This is a genomic window from Dechloromonas sp. TW-R-39-2 (genome assembly GCF_016864195.1).
Classification (GTDB): Bacteria; Pseudomonadota; Gammaproteobacteria; order Burkholderiales; family Rhodocyclaceae; genus Azonexus.
Window position 1 is genome coordinate 1,610,957 of the sequence record NZ_CP045202.1, and the last position, 14,660, is coordinate 1,625,616.

Below are 14,660 nucleotides of genomic sequence, written 5' to 3' on the forward strand. Positions count from 1 at the left end.
ACTCCGGCCCTGATCCGCTGCCGACAATCTGTCGCGCGGCGCCATTCTGCTTATTCAAAGGTTATCCATGCACCCGGTTCACGATGTCGATGCTCTGCTTCTCCTTGCGCTTGGTCTGTCTGCCAAACGGCGGCCGGCCGGTCTGGTCGACATCATGGCTGCCGTCGATCTGATCCAGGAGGCCGTGCCGGCCGATGCCAAACTGATCGAGGCCTTCGAGCGCCTGTCGCGCCATGGCCTGATTCAGGCGGTCGATGGTGCTTACCGGCTGAGCGAAGCGGCTGAAGAAATCATCGCCGGTTTGCCGCGCAAGGCCGAGGCGGCCGAGCGCCTGTTCCTCATCAAGGATGAGCTTTCTGTCTACGCGATGCCGGCCGATCAGCCGCCGGTTATCGTCGCCCCCGAAGAGGTTGCTGCTGCACTGGTCGTGCACAAGGCTGCGGCGGCGAGTACGGCAAAGAACCTGCTGGTGCCCAAACCCAAGTCGGTCGATACCTCGAAGAGCCGTCCCGGCCAGCGCCAGCGCAAACCGATGCCGGCCCGTCGCCGCAAGGATTGATCGCTTACGGCACGTCGACCGCAGCAGGCGACCACAGGGCCTTGCCGCCGGCGGCAAGGTAGGCCAGATAAGCCCGCAGTTCCAGTTCAAGCTGGTGGTAGTCGGCTTCCATGTGCCGGCATAGCTGGTAAAAAGCCTTGTCGTGCTCGCGTTCCTTGAGATGCGCCAGCTCGTGTACGACGATCATGCGCAGGAATGCCTCAGGCATTTCGCGGAAAATGCTGGCGATGCGAATCTCGCGTTTCGCCTTGAGTTTGCCGCCTTGTATCCGGGCGATGGTGGTGTGTGTGCCGAGTGCTTGCCGGAGAATTTTCAGCGTGCTGTCGTAGGCGACCTTGCTGAGTTGTGGCGCATTTTTCAGAAAATCGTTTTTCAAGGCCAGGACGTAGTCGTAAAGCGCCTTGTCGGTTCGCGCATCGTGTGCTGCCGGATATTTTGAGCGCAGGATATCGGCCAGCCGGTTGGTTTCGATCAATTCGATGATCGATTCGGCAAGTGCTGGCGGATAGCCGGCTAGGTAATTCGGGGCGGATCTTGGGCGCATCGGGCTGGCCAGGGGCTTAGTCGGTCTGAACGTGCTGGACGATCAGGCGGAGCAGTTCATCCAGCTTGATCGGCTTGGCAATGTGGTTGACCATGCCGGCTGCAAAGCATTTTTCACGTTCATCGCTCATGGCATGAGCCGTCTGGGCGATGATCGGCAGCTCCGGGGCCAGTTCCTGTATGCGTCGGGCTGCTTCGTAGCCATCCATTTCCGGCATCTGGATGTCCATCAGGACAATGTCGAAAGCGCTGCGTCCGGTGGCAATGACGCGGTCGACGGCTTCTTTGCCGTTATTTGCCAGCGTGACGTGTGCGCCATTGTCGATCAGGTTGGCCACCAGCACTTTCTGGTTGATCAGATCGTCTTCTGCCAGCAGGATGCGGAGACCGGCGAGTGGCTTGGCGGCCGGGCGCTGGCTGGCCGATGTGGGTGGCGTGGTCGGTGCGATCAGGCCGGCAGGCAGGAACGGCAGGCTGACCCGAACGGTCGTTCCACGCCCCAGCTGGCTTTCGACCGCTATTTCGCCACCCATCAATTCCAGGATGCGCTTGCAGATGGCCAGGCCGAGTCCTGTTCCACCAAAACGTCGGCTGGCTGATGCATCGGCTTGCTGGAAGGGATCGAAAAGCTGTTCCAGCTGAGCTTCATCCATCCCGATGCCGGTGTCGGTAATGGTGAACAGCAGTTGCTCGGTTTCGCGCTGGGCATGCAAGGTGACATTGCCGGTTTCGGTGAATTTGACGGCGTTCGAGAGCAGGTTGAGCAGGACTTGTCCGGTACGCAATGAGTCGCCCAGGCAGGTTGCCGGCAGATTGTCGGCCAGCTCGACATCGAGCTTGATCTGCTTGGCCTGGGCCCGGTCGCGCACCAGTTCAACGGCGTGTTCGATGACTTCGCTGATGACGACGGTGGTTTGTTCGATGCGCAGTTTGCCGGCTTCGATCTTGGAGAAATCCAGAATGTCGTTGATCACGCCGAGCAAGCGTTTGCCGGAGGCCAGTATCTTGTTGAACGCATCGGCCGAACGCTCGGGGTTGTGGCTGTGGCGCTGGCCGATTTCGGCAAAACCGAGCACGCCGTTCAGCGGGGTGCGGATTTCGTGACTCATGTTGGCCAGGAAATCACTCTTTGCCCGTGCCAGGTTTTCGGCGGCCAGCAGGGCGCGTTCGCGTGCCTCGGCGGTGGCGCGTTGCTGGCTGATATCGACCATGCTGGTGACCGAGCCGGTGATTTCTTGATCCAGCAGGATCGGGTGTGTCGCGTACATGACCGGGATGGGGTGGCCGTCGGCGTGCCAGTAAACTTCATCATCGACCCGGACATTCTGACCCAGGGTCAGCGTATTCCGGCTTGGACATTCGTGCGGCGGATAGGGCGTGCCGTCCGGGCGGCTGTGATGGAACAGGGAGTGGGCATCGCGCCCGATCACATCCTCGGCCCGATAGCCCAGCAGATTGCAGGCAGCCTGGTTGATGAAGGTGATCGTGCCCTTGCGGTCGATACCGTAAAGCCCATCGGCGCTTGAATTCAGGATGTGGGTGGCGCGAGCTTCGGTTTCCATCAAGGCCGCCGTTCGCTCAAGAACGAGCTCTTCCAGATGGCGGCGGTGATTTTCGAGTTCAACTTCGTTGCGCTTGCGTTCGGAAATGTCGCGGCTCACTGCGATCATCGCCCGGCGTGCCCCATTTTCATCAAAAAGCGGCACCTTGATGACCTCGAAATGCAGCAAACCGTTCAGTTCGTCGTGCATGATGTCTTCGTGGCGCGTCACTCTGCCATTGGCCCAGGCAGTGGCATCGCTCACTTCGCAGGCCGTCAGGGTGGCGGCCAGATGCGGCTGGCACTGGCCGATTTCACGGTCGGTCAGGCCGAGCCAGGCGCTATCCTGCAGGCCGAACAGTTTGAGACAAACGCTGTTGGCAACCAGCCAGCGTCCTTCGCCATCCTTGAACTGGATGGCATCGGGTACGGCTTCGATCACTGTCTTGAGCTGATCTTCCCGTTCAGCCAGCGCCTGCTGGCGTTTTTCCGCCTGGCCAAGCAGGCGCAGCAGGGCGACTCCCAGAACGAGAGAAAGCAGCAGGAAACCGGCGGCCAGCGTCGCAGTTTTGTATGCCTCGGCGTACCAGTTGCCAAGGTAGTCCTCGCTGGCTGCACCGACGATGGCGATGATCGGTGCATTGCTTAGTCGGCTGAACGAAATGGTTCGTTGAAAACCATCTCCGCTGGTTGTCGTGTGGAAGGTTGCCGTGCTGACCCCAGACTCGAAAAGAGCCCGTGCATCAGCAGAAATGGTTGTATTGCCGATTTTTCCCGCAGGGTGATCGGGAATGGCCGGCTTGCGGCTGATCAGGCCAAGATTGGCATCGCGCACAATGATCGTGCCGTGCGGACCGACGTCGTAGTGCGAGAGAATCCTGTCGAAATGATCAATTGCAATCGGTGCCGAAATGACGCCAGCAAAGCGGCCATCCGGGTAGTTGTAACGTTGGGCAAAACCGACGATGTATTTTTTCGCCACGCGGCCAAAGACCGGTTTCGAGATGAATAGCTGGCGCTCCGTATGTTCCCGGTGATGCATGAAATAGTCGCGGTCAACCCAGCTGACGCGTGCATTTTTGTCGACCCCATCGCCGAGGATCACGAAGCCCTGGGCATCTGCAACGCGAAAAGCTTCCAGCTCCGGCAGGCGTCGTTTTTGTCGGGCCATGAAGGCGTTCATCGTCACTTCATCGAGGCGACCGGTGGCTAGTTGGCGTTCCAGTTCATCGGCGACCGTGCGCAAGGCCAGGTCAATCTTGTCGATACTGTTCGAAAGGCTTTGCTCAAGGGCGCTGGCAACCGTCTGCGTCAATGCCTCGGCACGTTGGTCGTATTGCTCCCGGCTTTGCTGGATCGAGTAAGCCGACAGAAAAATGACCAAGGCGTTGGAACATACCAAGCCTGCCAGTAAAAGCCGGCGAAGATTTCGCGCGGGGGTTCGTCCGCTACTGCTCACGCTGTTCTACCCTGTTTCATGTTTTTCTGATTTAGCTGCACAGATGGATTCTACTGCTTTTGGCATAGCCTGAATGCAGTCCGGTGCGCCAAAAAAAATGACCGGCCTTGGCCGGTCATTTGATTTTTGCTTCAGGAATCTTCGAATCGATCAGTGACGACTCTGGATTTCCTCGATGTAGCCGAGCATGCCGGTACGGATGTTGGCGGCATTGCCTTCGTCGGTATCGATGTGCATCGCCAGGCGGAAAGCCGGGTTTACACGAACCACGACGTCGCCGAAGATCAGCTCGCGCTCGCCTTCGACGCGAACGCGGACGACGTAGTTGTCACGCACGCGGAAGCGCATGGCATCTTCCGGCGACATATGGATGTGGCGCTGGGCACAAATGACGCCACGTTCGATCGTGCTGCTGCCGTACGGGCCTTCCAGCGTGATGCCCGGCGTGTTGACCAGGTCGCCCGACTGACGGATCGGCGGCTGGATGCCGACCTTGAACTGCTCGGTCATGGCGATCTCGACCTGGGTTTCCTTGCGGGTCGGGCCGAGAACGCGGACATTGGCGATGCGCCCCTTCGGGCCAACCAGATGCACCTGTTCGGCGCAGGCATACTGGCCCGGCTGCGACAGCTCGTGCTTGGGGGTCAGCTGGTGGCCGGGGCCGAACAGCTTTTCGACATCGGCTTGCGACAGATGGACGTGGTGAGCAGAAATCTCGACCGGAATCGGCAGGTCGTGTTCGGCCTTGGCTTCGAGCAGCAACTGGTTGCGTTCGATGGCACGCAAGGTTTCCCAAGCTACCAGGCGCTCGTCGTCATTGGCCACGACGAGAATGGTGACCGGTGAATCGTCGGCTGAAATGACGGCGTGGCCGTTGATTTTGCCGAGATTGCGGTTCTTTTCCTCGTCGAGCTTGATGCCCATGTAGTTCAGGCCCTGGCAAGCCAGGCTGCGCACGGTGGCGCTGCTTTCGCCGATGTCACCGGTGAAGGCAAGGACATCGATGCCGCCCATTGCAGCGACATAGCCGCCGATATTCTTGCGCACTTGGTAGCAGAAGGCTTTGTGAGCGAGCAGGGCGCGGTGGTGGCCTTCATGCGCCGCCGCCTCGATTTCGTGGATGTCGCTCGAAATGCCGGAAATACCCTTCAGGCCGCTTTCGGTATTGATCATGCTGGACAGCTGATCGGCCGGGATCTTGTGATGTTCCATCAGGTGAATCATCACCGCCGGATCGATGCTGCCGGAACGGCTCGGCATGATCAGGCCATCGGTCGGGGTCATGCCCATCGTGGTGTCGACCGAGCGGCCGTGGTCGATGGCGCACAGCGAAGCGCCGATGCCAAGGTGGCAGGAGATGATTTCCAGTTCGCCGAGCGGACGCTTGACGACTTCAGCTGCCTTGAGCGAAACATAGCGGTGCGAGGTGCCGTGGAAACCGTAGCGACGGATGCCGTCTTTTTTGTACAAATCGTACGGTAGACCGTAAAGATAGGCATACGGCGGCAGCGTCTGGTGGAAAGCCGTGTCGAATACGGCGACGTGCGGAATGGTCGGGAATTGCTTGAGCGCGACGCGGATGCCGGCCACGTTCACCGGATTGTGCAGCGGAGCGAAGATCGCCAGTTCCTCGATGTCGCTGATCACTGCCGGCGTCACGACGACCGAGCTGGAGAATTTGTTGCCGCCATGGACGACGCGGTGGCCGATGGCCGTCACGTCTTCCGGGTGGAAGGTGAAGGCGCTGCCGAGCAAGGCGGTGGTTTCCTGCATCACCTTGAACAGGTCGGACAGTTTGAACGGCGTATGTTCTGCCGTCTTGACCTGCGTGCCGACCATGACCGTCACGTGGGCCATCTGCTTGTCGGCGTTATCGATGATGCCGTGCACATCGGCACCGCTTTCGTGCGTATCGTAAATACCGAAGTGAATCTGGCTGATGCCGACGTTGAGCACAACAACCTTGCCCGGCGTATTGGTGTGCAGCGACAGCGAGTAGGGGTCGGCTGACTTGGTGACGGCACGGGCCTGGGCGGTGACCAGATCAACCGACATGGCGCGCGTCCGGTCGGCCAGCAGGCGTGAGAGGTAGCCGACGGCCTTGGGGTTGGTCAGGATGTAGGCGTTGAAAACTTCTTGCGGAATCATCAGCACGAAGCAGCGGTTTCCGGCGATCACGTCGGCAACGATACGGTCGCCGGTGAGCAGCGACATCACGCCGAAGACATCGCCGGTTTCAAGCTGGCTGATGACGGCGCGTGTGCCGGTGTTGTCGGTCATCGAGATTTCGGCGTGGCCGCTGATCATGACGCCGATGAAACGCCCTTCGTCACCGGTTTCGAGGATTGCTTCGTTGCCTTCGTAAGTCGCCAGGCGGGACTTGATGACGATTTCCTCGACCTTGTCGGCCGGGAAGTTTTCGAACAGGCGAACTTGTTCAAGAAAAAATCGTTTGAGGTCAATTTCACTCATGCTGTTACTCGCTTGATACGGGTTTTTATAAGGTGAGAGACTACCACTTTGCTGCAATGCAGCAAAGTGCTGCCCGGTAAAGTTTTTGTGACAATAATGGAGGTTTGTTGGCGCGCTGTTGAGGCAGCAAATGCTCTTCCGGAGATGCCTTTGATAAATGACAGGCACGAATCGGAAATCGTGCCAGAATGACAAATGAAGTATGAATGCCACGGTCAACGCTGCTTTGATTCTTTAACCCGTGGCAGAGAGACAAGGCACGAGAGGTTAGATGATCGCTCCAGTCAAACGAGGCATTGCTTTCCAGGCCGCCAAGGCCGTGATCGGTTTTGCACTTCTTGCCGGTGTGCTGCTGATGGCCCTGGTCGGCTACTTGGCTTTTGAACGGACGCGCGGAGAAGTTGCCCAGCGTCTGCAGGGGCTGATCGACACGGTTGCCAGTACAACCAGCGCCGCCTGTTTCGTTGAGGACCATGGACTGGCCAAGGATATTGCCCAGGGTTTGCTGAAAAACACGATTGTTCAGGGCGTGGTCATCCTTTCCTCCGCTGGCGAACTAACCAATCTTTCCCGTGGTCCGGCGCTGCTCGATGCCGATAAAGTACGCAATACAGGCATCAGCCGGAAAATATTCTCGCCATTCGACCCGGATCTGGCTGTTGGCGAGATGTTGATCGAGCCGAATCTCAGCGAACTGAAACGCCTGAACAATGAAGAGTTGCTCTATACCGGTTCCGTCCTGTTGCTCCAGCTGATTGCCATTACGGTGGCGGCCATTTATGCCGCATTGCGCTGGATCGTCTTTCCCATGAAACACATGTCGGATCATTTGCACCGGATGAGCAAGGAGGAAGATGGCGGCGTCCTGAGTGTGCCCGAAGGCCACGAAACAACCGAGATAGGTCGTCTGGTCGGGGATGTCAATGATTTGACGGCGCATTTGGCGCTGGCTCGCCAGCAGGCCGAGCGGGCCAACCGGGCGAAAGGCGATTTTCTGGCCAACATGAGCCATGAAATTCGTACGCCGATCAATGCCGTGGTGGGTATGGCTCATTTGGCACTGAAAACCGGGTTGACCGCGAAACAGCGGGATTACCTCGAAAAGATCAGGGTTTCCGGCAGCCACTTGCTTGATCTGGTCAATGATGTGCTCGATGTTGCCAAGATCGAAGCGGGTAAATTGACGCTCGAAAATGTGCCTTTCAGCCTGCCGAACATGATCCGGCGTCTTGAGGGCGTTGCTTCATTGCGGGCCGATGAAAAGGGATTGCAGCTTGAAGTCGATGTCGACCGTAACATTCCGGTTTGCCTGAATGGCGATGAACTCAGGGTTGGTCAGATACTGATCAACTATCTGAACAATGCCATCAAATTCACCGACAAGGGGACGATCAGGCTGTCGGCCACTCTGGTCAGCAAGGACGAGAAGGTTTGCTGCCTCCGCTTTACTGTCAGCGATACCGGGATCGGCCTGTCTGGTGAGCAGATGAAACGCCTTTTCGCGTCGTTCGAACAGGCCGATATCTCGACAACGCGAAAATTCGGCGGGACAGGCTTGGGGCTGGCCATTTGTCGGGAGTTGGCCGATCTGATGGGCGGCGAGGTTGGTGTTGAAAGTGCGCCCGGTTGCGGCAGTACTTTCTGGGCGACCCTGCGTCTGGGGATCGCACCGGATGACGCTGTAGCGCATGAAGCGGCAGACTCATCATGGCTGGGCGGGAACGAGATTCATCTTTCCGGTATGCACATCCTGCTGGCCGAAGATAATTTGATCAACCAGCAAATTGCGATTGAATTGCTTGAGGAATACGGTGTTAAGGTTTCGGCGGCCAGCAATGGTTTGCAGGCCCTGGCGTTGTTGGAACGAATGCATTTCGATTGTGTACTGATGGATGTTCGCATGCCGGAACTCGACGGCATCGAGGCGACTCATCGTATCCGTCAAAACCCTTTGTTCGCCGATCTGCCGATCATTGCGATGACGGCCAATGCACGAACCGAGGATCGCGATGAATGTTTTGCTGCCGGGATGAATGATTTCATCAGCAAGCCGGTTGATCCCGTCCAGTTTTTCAGGATTGTGATGAAATGGGTCAAACCAGTGGCCGATGCGCCGCTTGCGGCCACGGAATCGGCGATGTTGCCGCGATCCGTGGTCAGTAATATTGCCGAGGTCGATACGGCGGTGATCCGCAAACTGGTTAAAAACGATACGGTGAAGATATTGCGCTTCGTGCAAAATTTCCTCGGGTCGACGGCATCCGGCGTAGCGGAACTCGGCCCAGCGCTGTTAGCCGGGGATATTGAACAGCTCGCCCGCACGGCGCACCGGCTGAAGTCTTCTTCGAAGAGCATGGGCGCTGCCAATCTGGGGGAATTGCTGGATCGGCTTGAAAGTGCGGCAAAGTGCGGCGATGTTCCGCTGCTTGGTGAACTCGTGCGGGAAATCGAAGCTGGCTGGCAGCGCGCCGAGGTAGAACTGATGGCTTTCTCTGCCGAACTGCAAGGGGCTCAGGGCGAAACTGAAAACTCGTAGATGACCTTGAGCCGGTTATCCAGCTGTTTGCGTGGCAAGTAGCCTACCAGGCCGGGGGTCTGGCTGATCATCCGGATCAGTTCGTCAATGTTCTCTGCCGATTGAGGCGGGCGGGCGCCGCCCGAGAAAACCAGTCGCGACCAGTATGCCTTGATATCCGCAGATTCCTTGTTAACCAGCAAGCGATAGAATTCGACCCGTTCCGGGGTGTCGACCGCAAGATCGAGTGGCGTAGCTGCATTGCCTGCCGTATTGGTGCGCAAACGTCCCATGTACAGATTGACCACTTCCTGGCGGCTCAAATGCTCAATGCCGCTTTTCTGGCTGGTGACGACGACGAGATCAGCCTGAGCCCCGCCGGAAGCAAGGGCGATGTGCAGCAGCAGGAGAAGTCGCGGCAGGTAGCCCATGGTCAGAAGACAAAATCGAGGGCAAGGCTGAGAATATTCAGTTTTCCATCAAATGCTCCGGGATTGCTTGTCGGGTAGAGGAAAATCGAATCCGGTTTGCCGCGAATCATGTCGAGCTGGCCTTTCAGGGCCATGTTCTGGCGGAAATCCCAGCGGGCGCCCAGCGTGTAGGTTTTCTGGTCGGTATGAACGCGGGCCAGCGAACCTGCCAGTCCATCATTGATCTGGGCAAAGGCGGGGACAAAGTTGGGCAGGCCCGAGCTGACTTCCTTCGCTTTCGAGCGCGTCCAGGAATAGCCGCCGAACGGCGTGACCTGGCCGAGTCGATAACCAGCCAGTACATAGCCTGACTGCGAATCCTGATAACTGGCGCTTTCATGGCGAATCCGGCTGAGCATCGCCTGGACCTGGAGCGGGCCGCGATCGTAGACGCCTCCTACCGAGTAAAAGCGTGAGCGGGTGTCTTCCAGCGCAATTTGTTCTGCGGCACTGGCTGCGCTGGCAATACCCGTTGCCAGCAGGGCGGCACGCAGATCGGCGACTGGGCGAGGTAGATCATGCTTGAAGGTCATCTGGGCAAAAGTGGCTCGCCATTGCCAATTGCCTTGCTGGTAATCGAGGTAGCCGCCTGCCATTGGATTGCCGCGCAGGCTGAAGAGTTCACTGCCGATCGGTGTGACTTCGTTGGCCCGGCCGGCAAAAACCTTGCCTTTGACGATCCCGTCGCCCAGTGCAACGGTGCCGGTCAAATCAGCGCCGTCAACGTGATGAAAGGCCAGCGCCCCAAAGAAGTCGACCTGGGGGCGTACTGTCAGGTAGGAGTAGCCGACGTGCCGGGAGTCGGCCAGCATGTAGAACTCGGTTCCCATTCGCCCGCCACGTAGCGTGAGGTTCGGGGTGATGCTGTATTTGGCAAAGGCCCACGACAATTCGGGGCGGAAATCATCCTGCGCACCGTAACGACTGATCGCCTGGGCGACCAGTTCGAGCGAGTCGGTGGCCCGGAAGTAGGCTTGTAGACCGAGCAAGGAATCCAGCTTGGCGTTGGGTGATTTACCGATGCCCCTGGGTTGGGTCTGGTCGCGGACGAAGCGGGCGTCGTCGGTGTCGCTGCGCGCGATGCCGAGCGTTCCGAAACCGCTGAACTCGAATCGGTCTTGTATCGTGCCGGGCTCGGCTGCCGCGTGGGCCGGAGAAATGAACTGAAGCGTCGTCAGCGCAAAGCTGGCGCACAATGCGCGGCTGAGCCATTTTTGCCCTGTCTGTGCGGCGCTTGTCCGGCTTGTCTTCCCTGGCACGGTGTGTCTCGTCTGGTCTATGCGTACGGTATCGTAGCACCGATACACGCCTTGCATAAAGTTTTGCGGCCAGGCGGCCGAGCCAAGAATGCGGCCCGGCCTTTTTCAGGTCAGCTTGCCGCCTTGATGTGCAGGCCGCATTCCTTCAGTTCAGGCGATTCCCACCACCAGCGGCCGGAGCGTACATCCTCGCCAAGGCTGATGGCGCGGGTGCATGGGGCGCAGCCGATGCTTGGGTAGAACTTGTCGTGCAGCGCGTTGTACGGCACGGCATTCTGTTTGATATAGGTCCAGACTTCCTTTTCGGTCCAGTCGGCCAGCGGATTGAATTTTTCCAGCTTGTTGCCTTCGTCGTATTCACGGCTTGGCAGACCGACGCGGGTGGCGGCCTGCTGGGCGCGCAGGCCGGTGATCCAGGCTTTCTTGCCGGCCAGGGCGCGTTGTAACGGTTCTACCTTGCGGGCAAAACAGCAGGCTTTGCGCAGTTCGATCGACTGGTAGAAGGCATTGATGCCGTTGGTCCGGACATATGTCTCGACGGCGCTGCTTTGCGGGAAATAAATCTTCAATTTCAGCCCGTAATGCTGGTCGACCGCAGCCATCAGGTCATAGGTTTCGAGCGGCAGACGACCGGTGTCGAGACTGAAGATTTCAATCGGCAGGCCGGATTTTGCAATCAGATCGGTCAGCACCATGTCTTCAGCCCCGAGGCTGTTGGCGAAGGTGGCCGGCGACCAGTTACCGGCGATGTCGGCCAGTAGCGACTGTGCTGCAGTCGTCTTGGCCGCGACGCTGGCGGTCAGTTCCGGGGTGATGTTGAGCAGGCTGGGCGTCATGGCGGGCTCTCAGTGACGACGGCGGAAAAAAGGTTGCGGCTGGTTGGTCGAGCCTTGGTAAGCGTCGCTGAACGGGGTGAATGCGGCTTCCAGTGCGTAGATTGCATTCTTGCCGTCCTTCAGCGCGTAGCTGTCGAAACCGACGCGCTTCATGAAGAACAGTTGGTCATGCAAGACATCGCCGACGGCGCGCAATTCACCTTGGTAGTTGTAGCGCTGGCGCAGCAGGCTGGCTGTCGAATAGCCGCGACCATCGACAAATTTCGGGAAGTTGACGGCAATCAGCGCGAAATGACTCAACGCTTCGCTGACGTCTTCGATGCGTTCGTCGGGCTGGATCAACAGGCCGATGCGCTTATGGGTCGCGATGATCTCGGCCTGGCGCGCCTGCCATACGGCGAACGGGAAAATGATTTCGCCGGCAGGCAGGGCAACGGTTTCCGGTGTTTCACCTTCGGCCAATTCGAGTGTTGTCCAGGTGTCGACCGTGACTTGTGCCGAATCCTTGATCAGTTGGGCCATTATGCGGTCTCCTTTTGTGCAGCCTTGGCCTTGCCATGCGCGCGGCCTTCGTAAACGCGGTTCTTGAACGGGTCGATGCCGATGCGATCAAAGGTATCGAGGAAACGCTCATCTTCGTGGCGGTTCTCAAGGTAAACCTGGATGATTTTCTCGACAACATCCGGCATTTCATCAGCGGCGAAAGACGGGCCGATCACCTTGCCCAGCTTGGCATCGTTGCCTTGGCGGCCGCCGAGGGTCACCTGGTAGAACTCGGAGTCATTCTTGTCGACGCCGAGCACGCCGATGTGACCAACGTGGTGGTGACCGCAGGCATTCATGCAGCCTGAGATATTGAGGTCGATCTCACCGATGTCGAACAGATAGTCGAGATCGTCGAAACGAGCCTGGATGGCGTTGGCGATAGGGATCGACTTGGCGTTGGCCAGGTCGCAGAAATCGCCGCCTGGGCAGCAGATCATGCCGGTCAGCAAGCCGATGTTCGGTGTTGCCAGGCCGGCAGCCTTGGCTTTTTGCCAGACTTCGTAGAGGTCGGATTTCCTGACATCGGCCAGGATGACATTCTGTTCGTGGCTGATGCGCAGTTCACCGAAGCTGTACTGGTCGGCCAGGTCGGCGACGATTTCCATTTGTTCGGAAGTGATGTCGCCCGGAGCGATGCCATGCTGCTTGAGCGACAGGATCACCGCGCTGTAGCCGTTGACCTTGTGCGCATGCGTGTTGCGGTCTACCCAACGAAGGAAGGCTTTTTCATCCGGCAGGGTGCAGTCGGGACACGAGGCGTATGCCGGCGCGGTGAAATGCGCTGCCACACGATCGTATTCGGCTTGCGGAATCGTCATCGGGCCGCCCTTGCCATGCACCCATTCAGCTTCGACCTGTTCGCGGAAAGCGTCGATGCCCAGGGCTTGCACGAGAATCTTGATGCGCGCCTTGTAGGCATTGTCGCGGCGGCCGTAGCGGTTATACACGCGCAGGATGGCTTCGCAGTAGGAAAGAATGTCCTGCCAGGGCAGAAAATCACGAACGATCTGGCCGCGGATCGGTGTCCGGCCAAGGCCGCCGCCGACGATGACGCTGAAGCCAACCTGACCATCCTGCTGCTTGAGGTGCAGGCCGATATCGTGGAACCAGGTGACGGCGCGGTCTTCCTGCGTGCCGGAAATGGCGATCTTGAACTTGCGTGGCAGGAAGGCGAATTCCGGATGGAAGGTGGTCCATTCGCGGAGAATTTCAGCCAGCGGGCGCGGGTCGATCACTTCATCGGCGGCAACGCCGGCAAACGGGTCGGTGGTGATGTTGCGCAGGCAGTTGCCGGAGGTCTGGATGGCATGCATCTCGACTTCGGCCAGCTCGGCCATGATTTCCGGCACATCCTCGATCTTCGGCCAGTTCAGCTGCAGATTGTGGCGCGTCGTGAAATGGCCGTAGCCACGGTCATATTTGCGGGCCACGCTGGCCAGCGTACGCATCTGGGCAGAATTGAGCATGCCGTAGGGCACGGCAACCCGGAACATCGGCGCATGGCGCTGGATGTAAAGGCCATTTTGCAGGCGCAGCGGACGGAATTCGTCGTCGGCCAGTTCGCCGGCTTTCCAGCGACGAACCTGATCACGGAACTGGGCCACGCGCTCATTGACGAGCTGGCGATCGATGGCATCGTATTTGTACATGGTATTTCCTTAAGCAAAGACCAGCTTGCTGCCGATGAGGACAAGCATGGAGGCCAGAATCCGGCGAAGAATGTGTTCCGGGACCTTGGCAGAAACTTGCGTGCCAAGCCAGATTCCGGGCAATGAACCAAGCAGCAGGCTGCCGAGCAGTGCCCAATCGACACCGCCGAGCATCCAGTGGCCGAGGCCGGCAACCAGGGTCAGTGGCACGGCATGGGCAACATCCGATCCGACAATCTTGACCGGAGAAAGTTTGGGGTAAAGAAAGAAAAGGGCAGCCACGCCCAGCGCGCCGGCACCCACCGAAGAAATGGTCACCAGCACGCCGAGAATGGCACCGACGGCCACCGTGATCTTGCCAAGGCAGCACTGGCGCAGCGGTGAGTCATCATGCTGCGCGGCGTAATCGCGCAATTTGCGGCCAAACAGGATGGCAACGGCCGTGAGCAACAGCGCGAAACCCAGGCCGTTGGCAATGATTGCCCCGATCGTGTTGCTGCCTTTGGGCAGTTGCGAAAGAATCCACAGCGTGATGGCCGCTGCCGGAATGCTGCCGAGTGCCAGGCGGCCGGTAATCGTCCAGTCGATATGTCCCTTGCGACCGTGTGCCACGGTGCCACCGGCCTTGGTCATGGCGGCATAAAGCAGGTCGGTACCTACTGCCGTAGCCGGGTGAACGCCAAAAACCAGCACGAGCAGCGGCGTCATCAGCGAGCCTCCGCCGACACCGGTGAGGCCGACAATCGCGCCGACTGCAAAGCCGGAAAGAGTGTAAAGAATATCCATGGCGCGCATCGTACAGGGGGCGATTT

At 58.8% G+C, this 14,660-nt stretch carries 11 protein-coding genes; 2 read left to right on the forward strand and 9 right to left on the reverse strand.

Translation table 11 applies throughout. From position 1 onward, the window contains the following. Nucleotides 1-67 precede the first annotated feature (67 nt). Nucleotides 68-559, forward strand: coding sequence for a hypothetical protein (locus GBK02_RS07645; protein WP_203469134.1), 492 nt, complete (start codon nucleotides 68-70; stop codon nucleotides 557-559). Between the two features lie 4 nt (nucleotides 560-563). Here the strand turns inward: GBK02_RS07645 and GBK02_RS07650 are convergent, their stop codons facing one another. The 3 genes from GBK02_RS07650 to GBK02_RS07660 form a co-directional block, all read right to left on the reverse strand. Beyond that, complete coding sequence (locus tag GBK02_RS07650) at nucleotides 564-1,103, reverse strand: M48 family metallopeptidase (protein ID WP_203469135.1); 540 nt, start codon at nucleotides 1,101-1,103, stop codon at nucleotides 564-566. Nucleotides 1,104-1,119: 16 nt separating this feature from the next. Then, on the reverse strand, nucleotides 1,120-4,026 hold the full coding sequence (locus GBK02_RS07655; protein WP_203469136.1) for an ATP-binding protein: 2,907 nt from the start codon (nucleotides 4,024-4,026) through the stop codon (nucleotides 1,120-1,122). A 225-nt stretch (nucleotides 4,027-4,251) separates the two neighbouring features. Then, entirely contained in the window at nucleotides 4,252-6,573 is a 2,322-nt protein-coding gene (locus tag GBK02_RS07660) for an acetate/propionate family kinase (protein WP_203469137.1), read from the reverse strand. A 271-nt stretch (nucleotides 6,574-6,844) separates the two neighbouring features. Between GBK02_RS07660 and GBK02_RS07665 the strand changes: the two genes are divergently transcribed. Beyond that, the gene (locus GBK02_RS07665) at nucleotides 6,845-9,109 is read left to right on the forward strand and encodes a response regulator (RefSeq protein WP_203469138.1); all 2,265 of its coding nucleotides are present in this window, start codon (nucleotides 6,845-6,847) and stop codon (nucleotides 9,107-9,109) included. Here the strand turns inward: GBK02_RS07665 and GBK02_RS07670 are convergent. The 6 genes from GBK02_RS07670 to GBK02_RS07695 form a co-directional block, all read right to left on the reverse strand. Next, a complete protein-coding gene (locus tag GBK02_RS07670; protein ID WP_203469139.1) occupies nucleotides 9,085-9,519 on the reverse strand; it encodes a hypothetical protein in 435 nt (144 codons plus the stop codon). The two genes, GBK02_RS07665 and GBK02_RS07670, sit on opposite strands and share 25 nt — an antisense overlap. 2 nt (nucleotides 9,520-9,521) lie before the next feature. After that, nucleotides 9,522-10,817 carry a porin gene (locus GBK02_RS07675; RefSeq protein ID WP_203469140.1) on the reverse strand — a complete coding sequence of 432 codons (1,296 nt, stop codon included), beginning with the start codon at nucleotides 10,815-10,817 and terminating at the stop codon, nucleotides 9,522-9,524. 110 nt (nucleotides 10,818-10,927) lie between these two features. Next, nucleotides 10,928-11,653 carry a phosphoadenylyl-sulfate reductase gene (locus tag GBK02_RS07680; protein WP_203469141.1) on the reverse strand — a complete coding sequence of 242 codons (726 nt, stop codon included), beginning with the start codon at nucleotides 11,651-11,653 and terminating at the stop codon, nucleotides 10,928-10,930. A gap of 9 nt (nucleotides 11,654-11,662) precedes the next feature. After that, nucleotides 11,663-12,175, reverse strand: a complete 513-nt coding sequence (locus GBK02_RS07685; RefSeq protein WP_203469142.1) for a DUF934 domain-containing protein — start codon at nucleotides 12,173-12,175, stop codon at nucleotides 11,663-11,665. Continuing rightward, the gene (locus GBK02_RS07690) at nucleotides 12,175-13,848 is read right to left on the reverse strand and encodes a nitrite/sulfite reductase (protein ID WP_203469143.1); all 1,674 of its coding nucleotides are present in this window, start codon (nucleotides 13,846-13,848) and stop codon (nucleotides 12,175-12,177) included. The genes GBK02_RS07685 and GBK02_RS07690 overlap by 1 nt, the downstream gene beginning before the upstream one ends. A 9-nt stretch (nucleotides 13,849-13,857) precedes the next feature. Further along, a complete protein-coding gene (locus GBK02_RS07695; protein ID WP_203469144.1) occupies nucleotides 13,858-14,634 on the reverse strand; it encodes a sulfite exporter TauE/SafE family protein in 777 nt (258 codons plus the stop codon). Nucleotides 14,635-14,660: the final 26 nt, after the last annotated feature.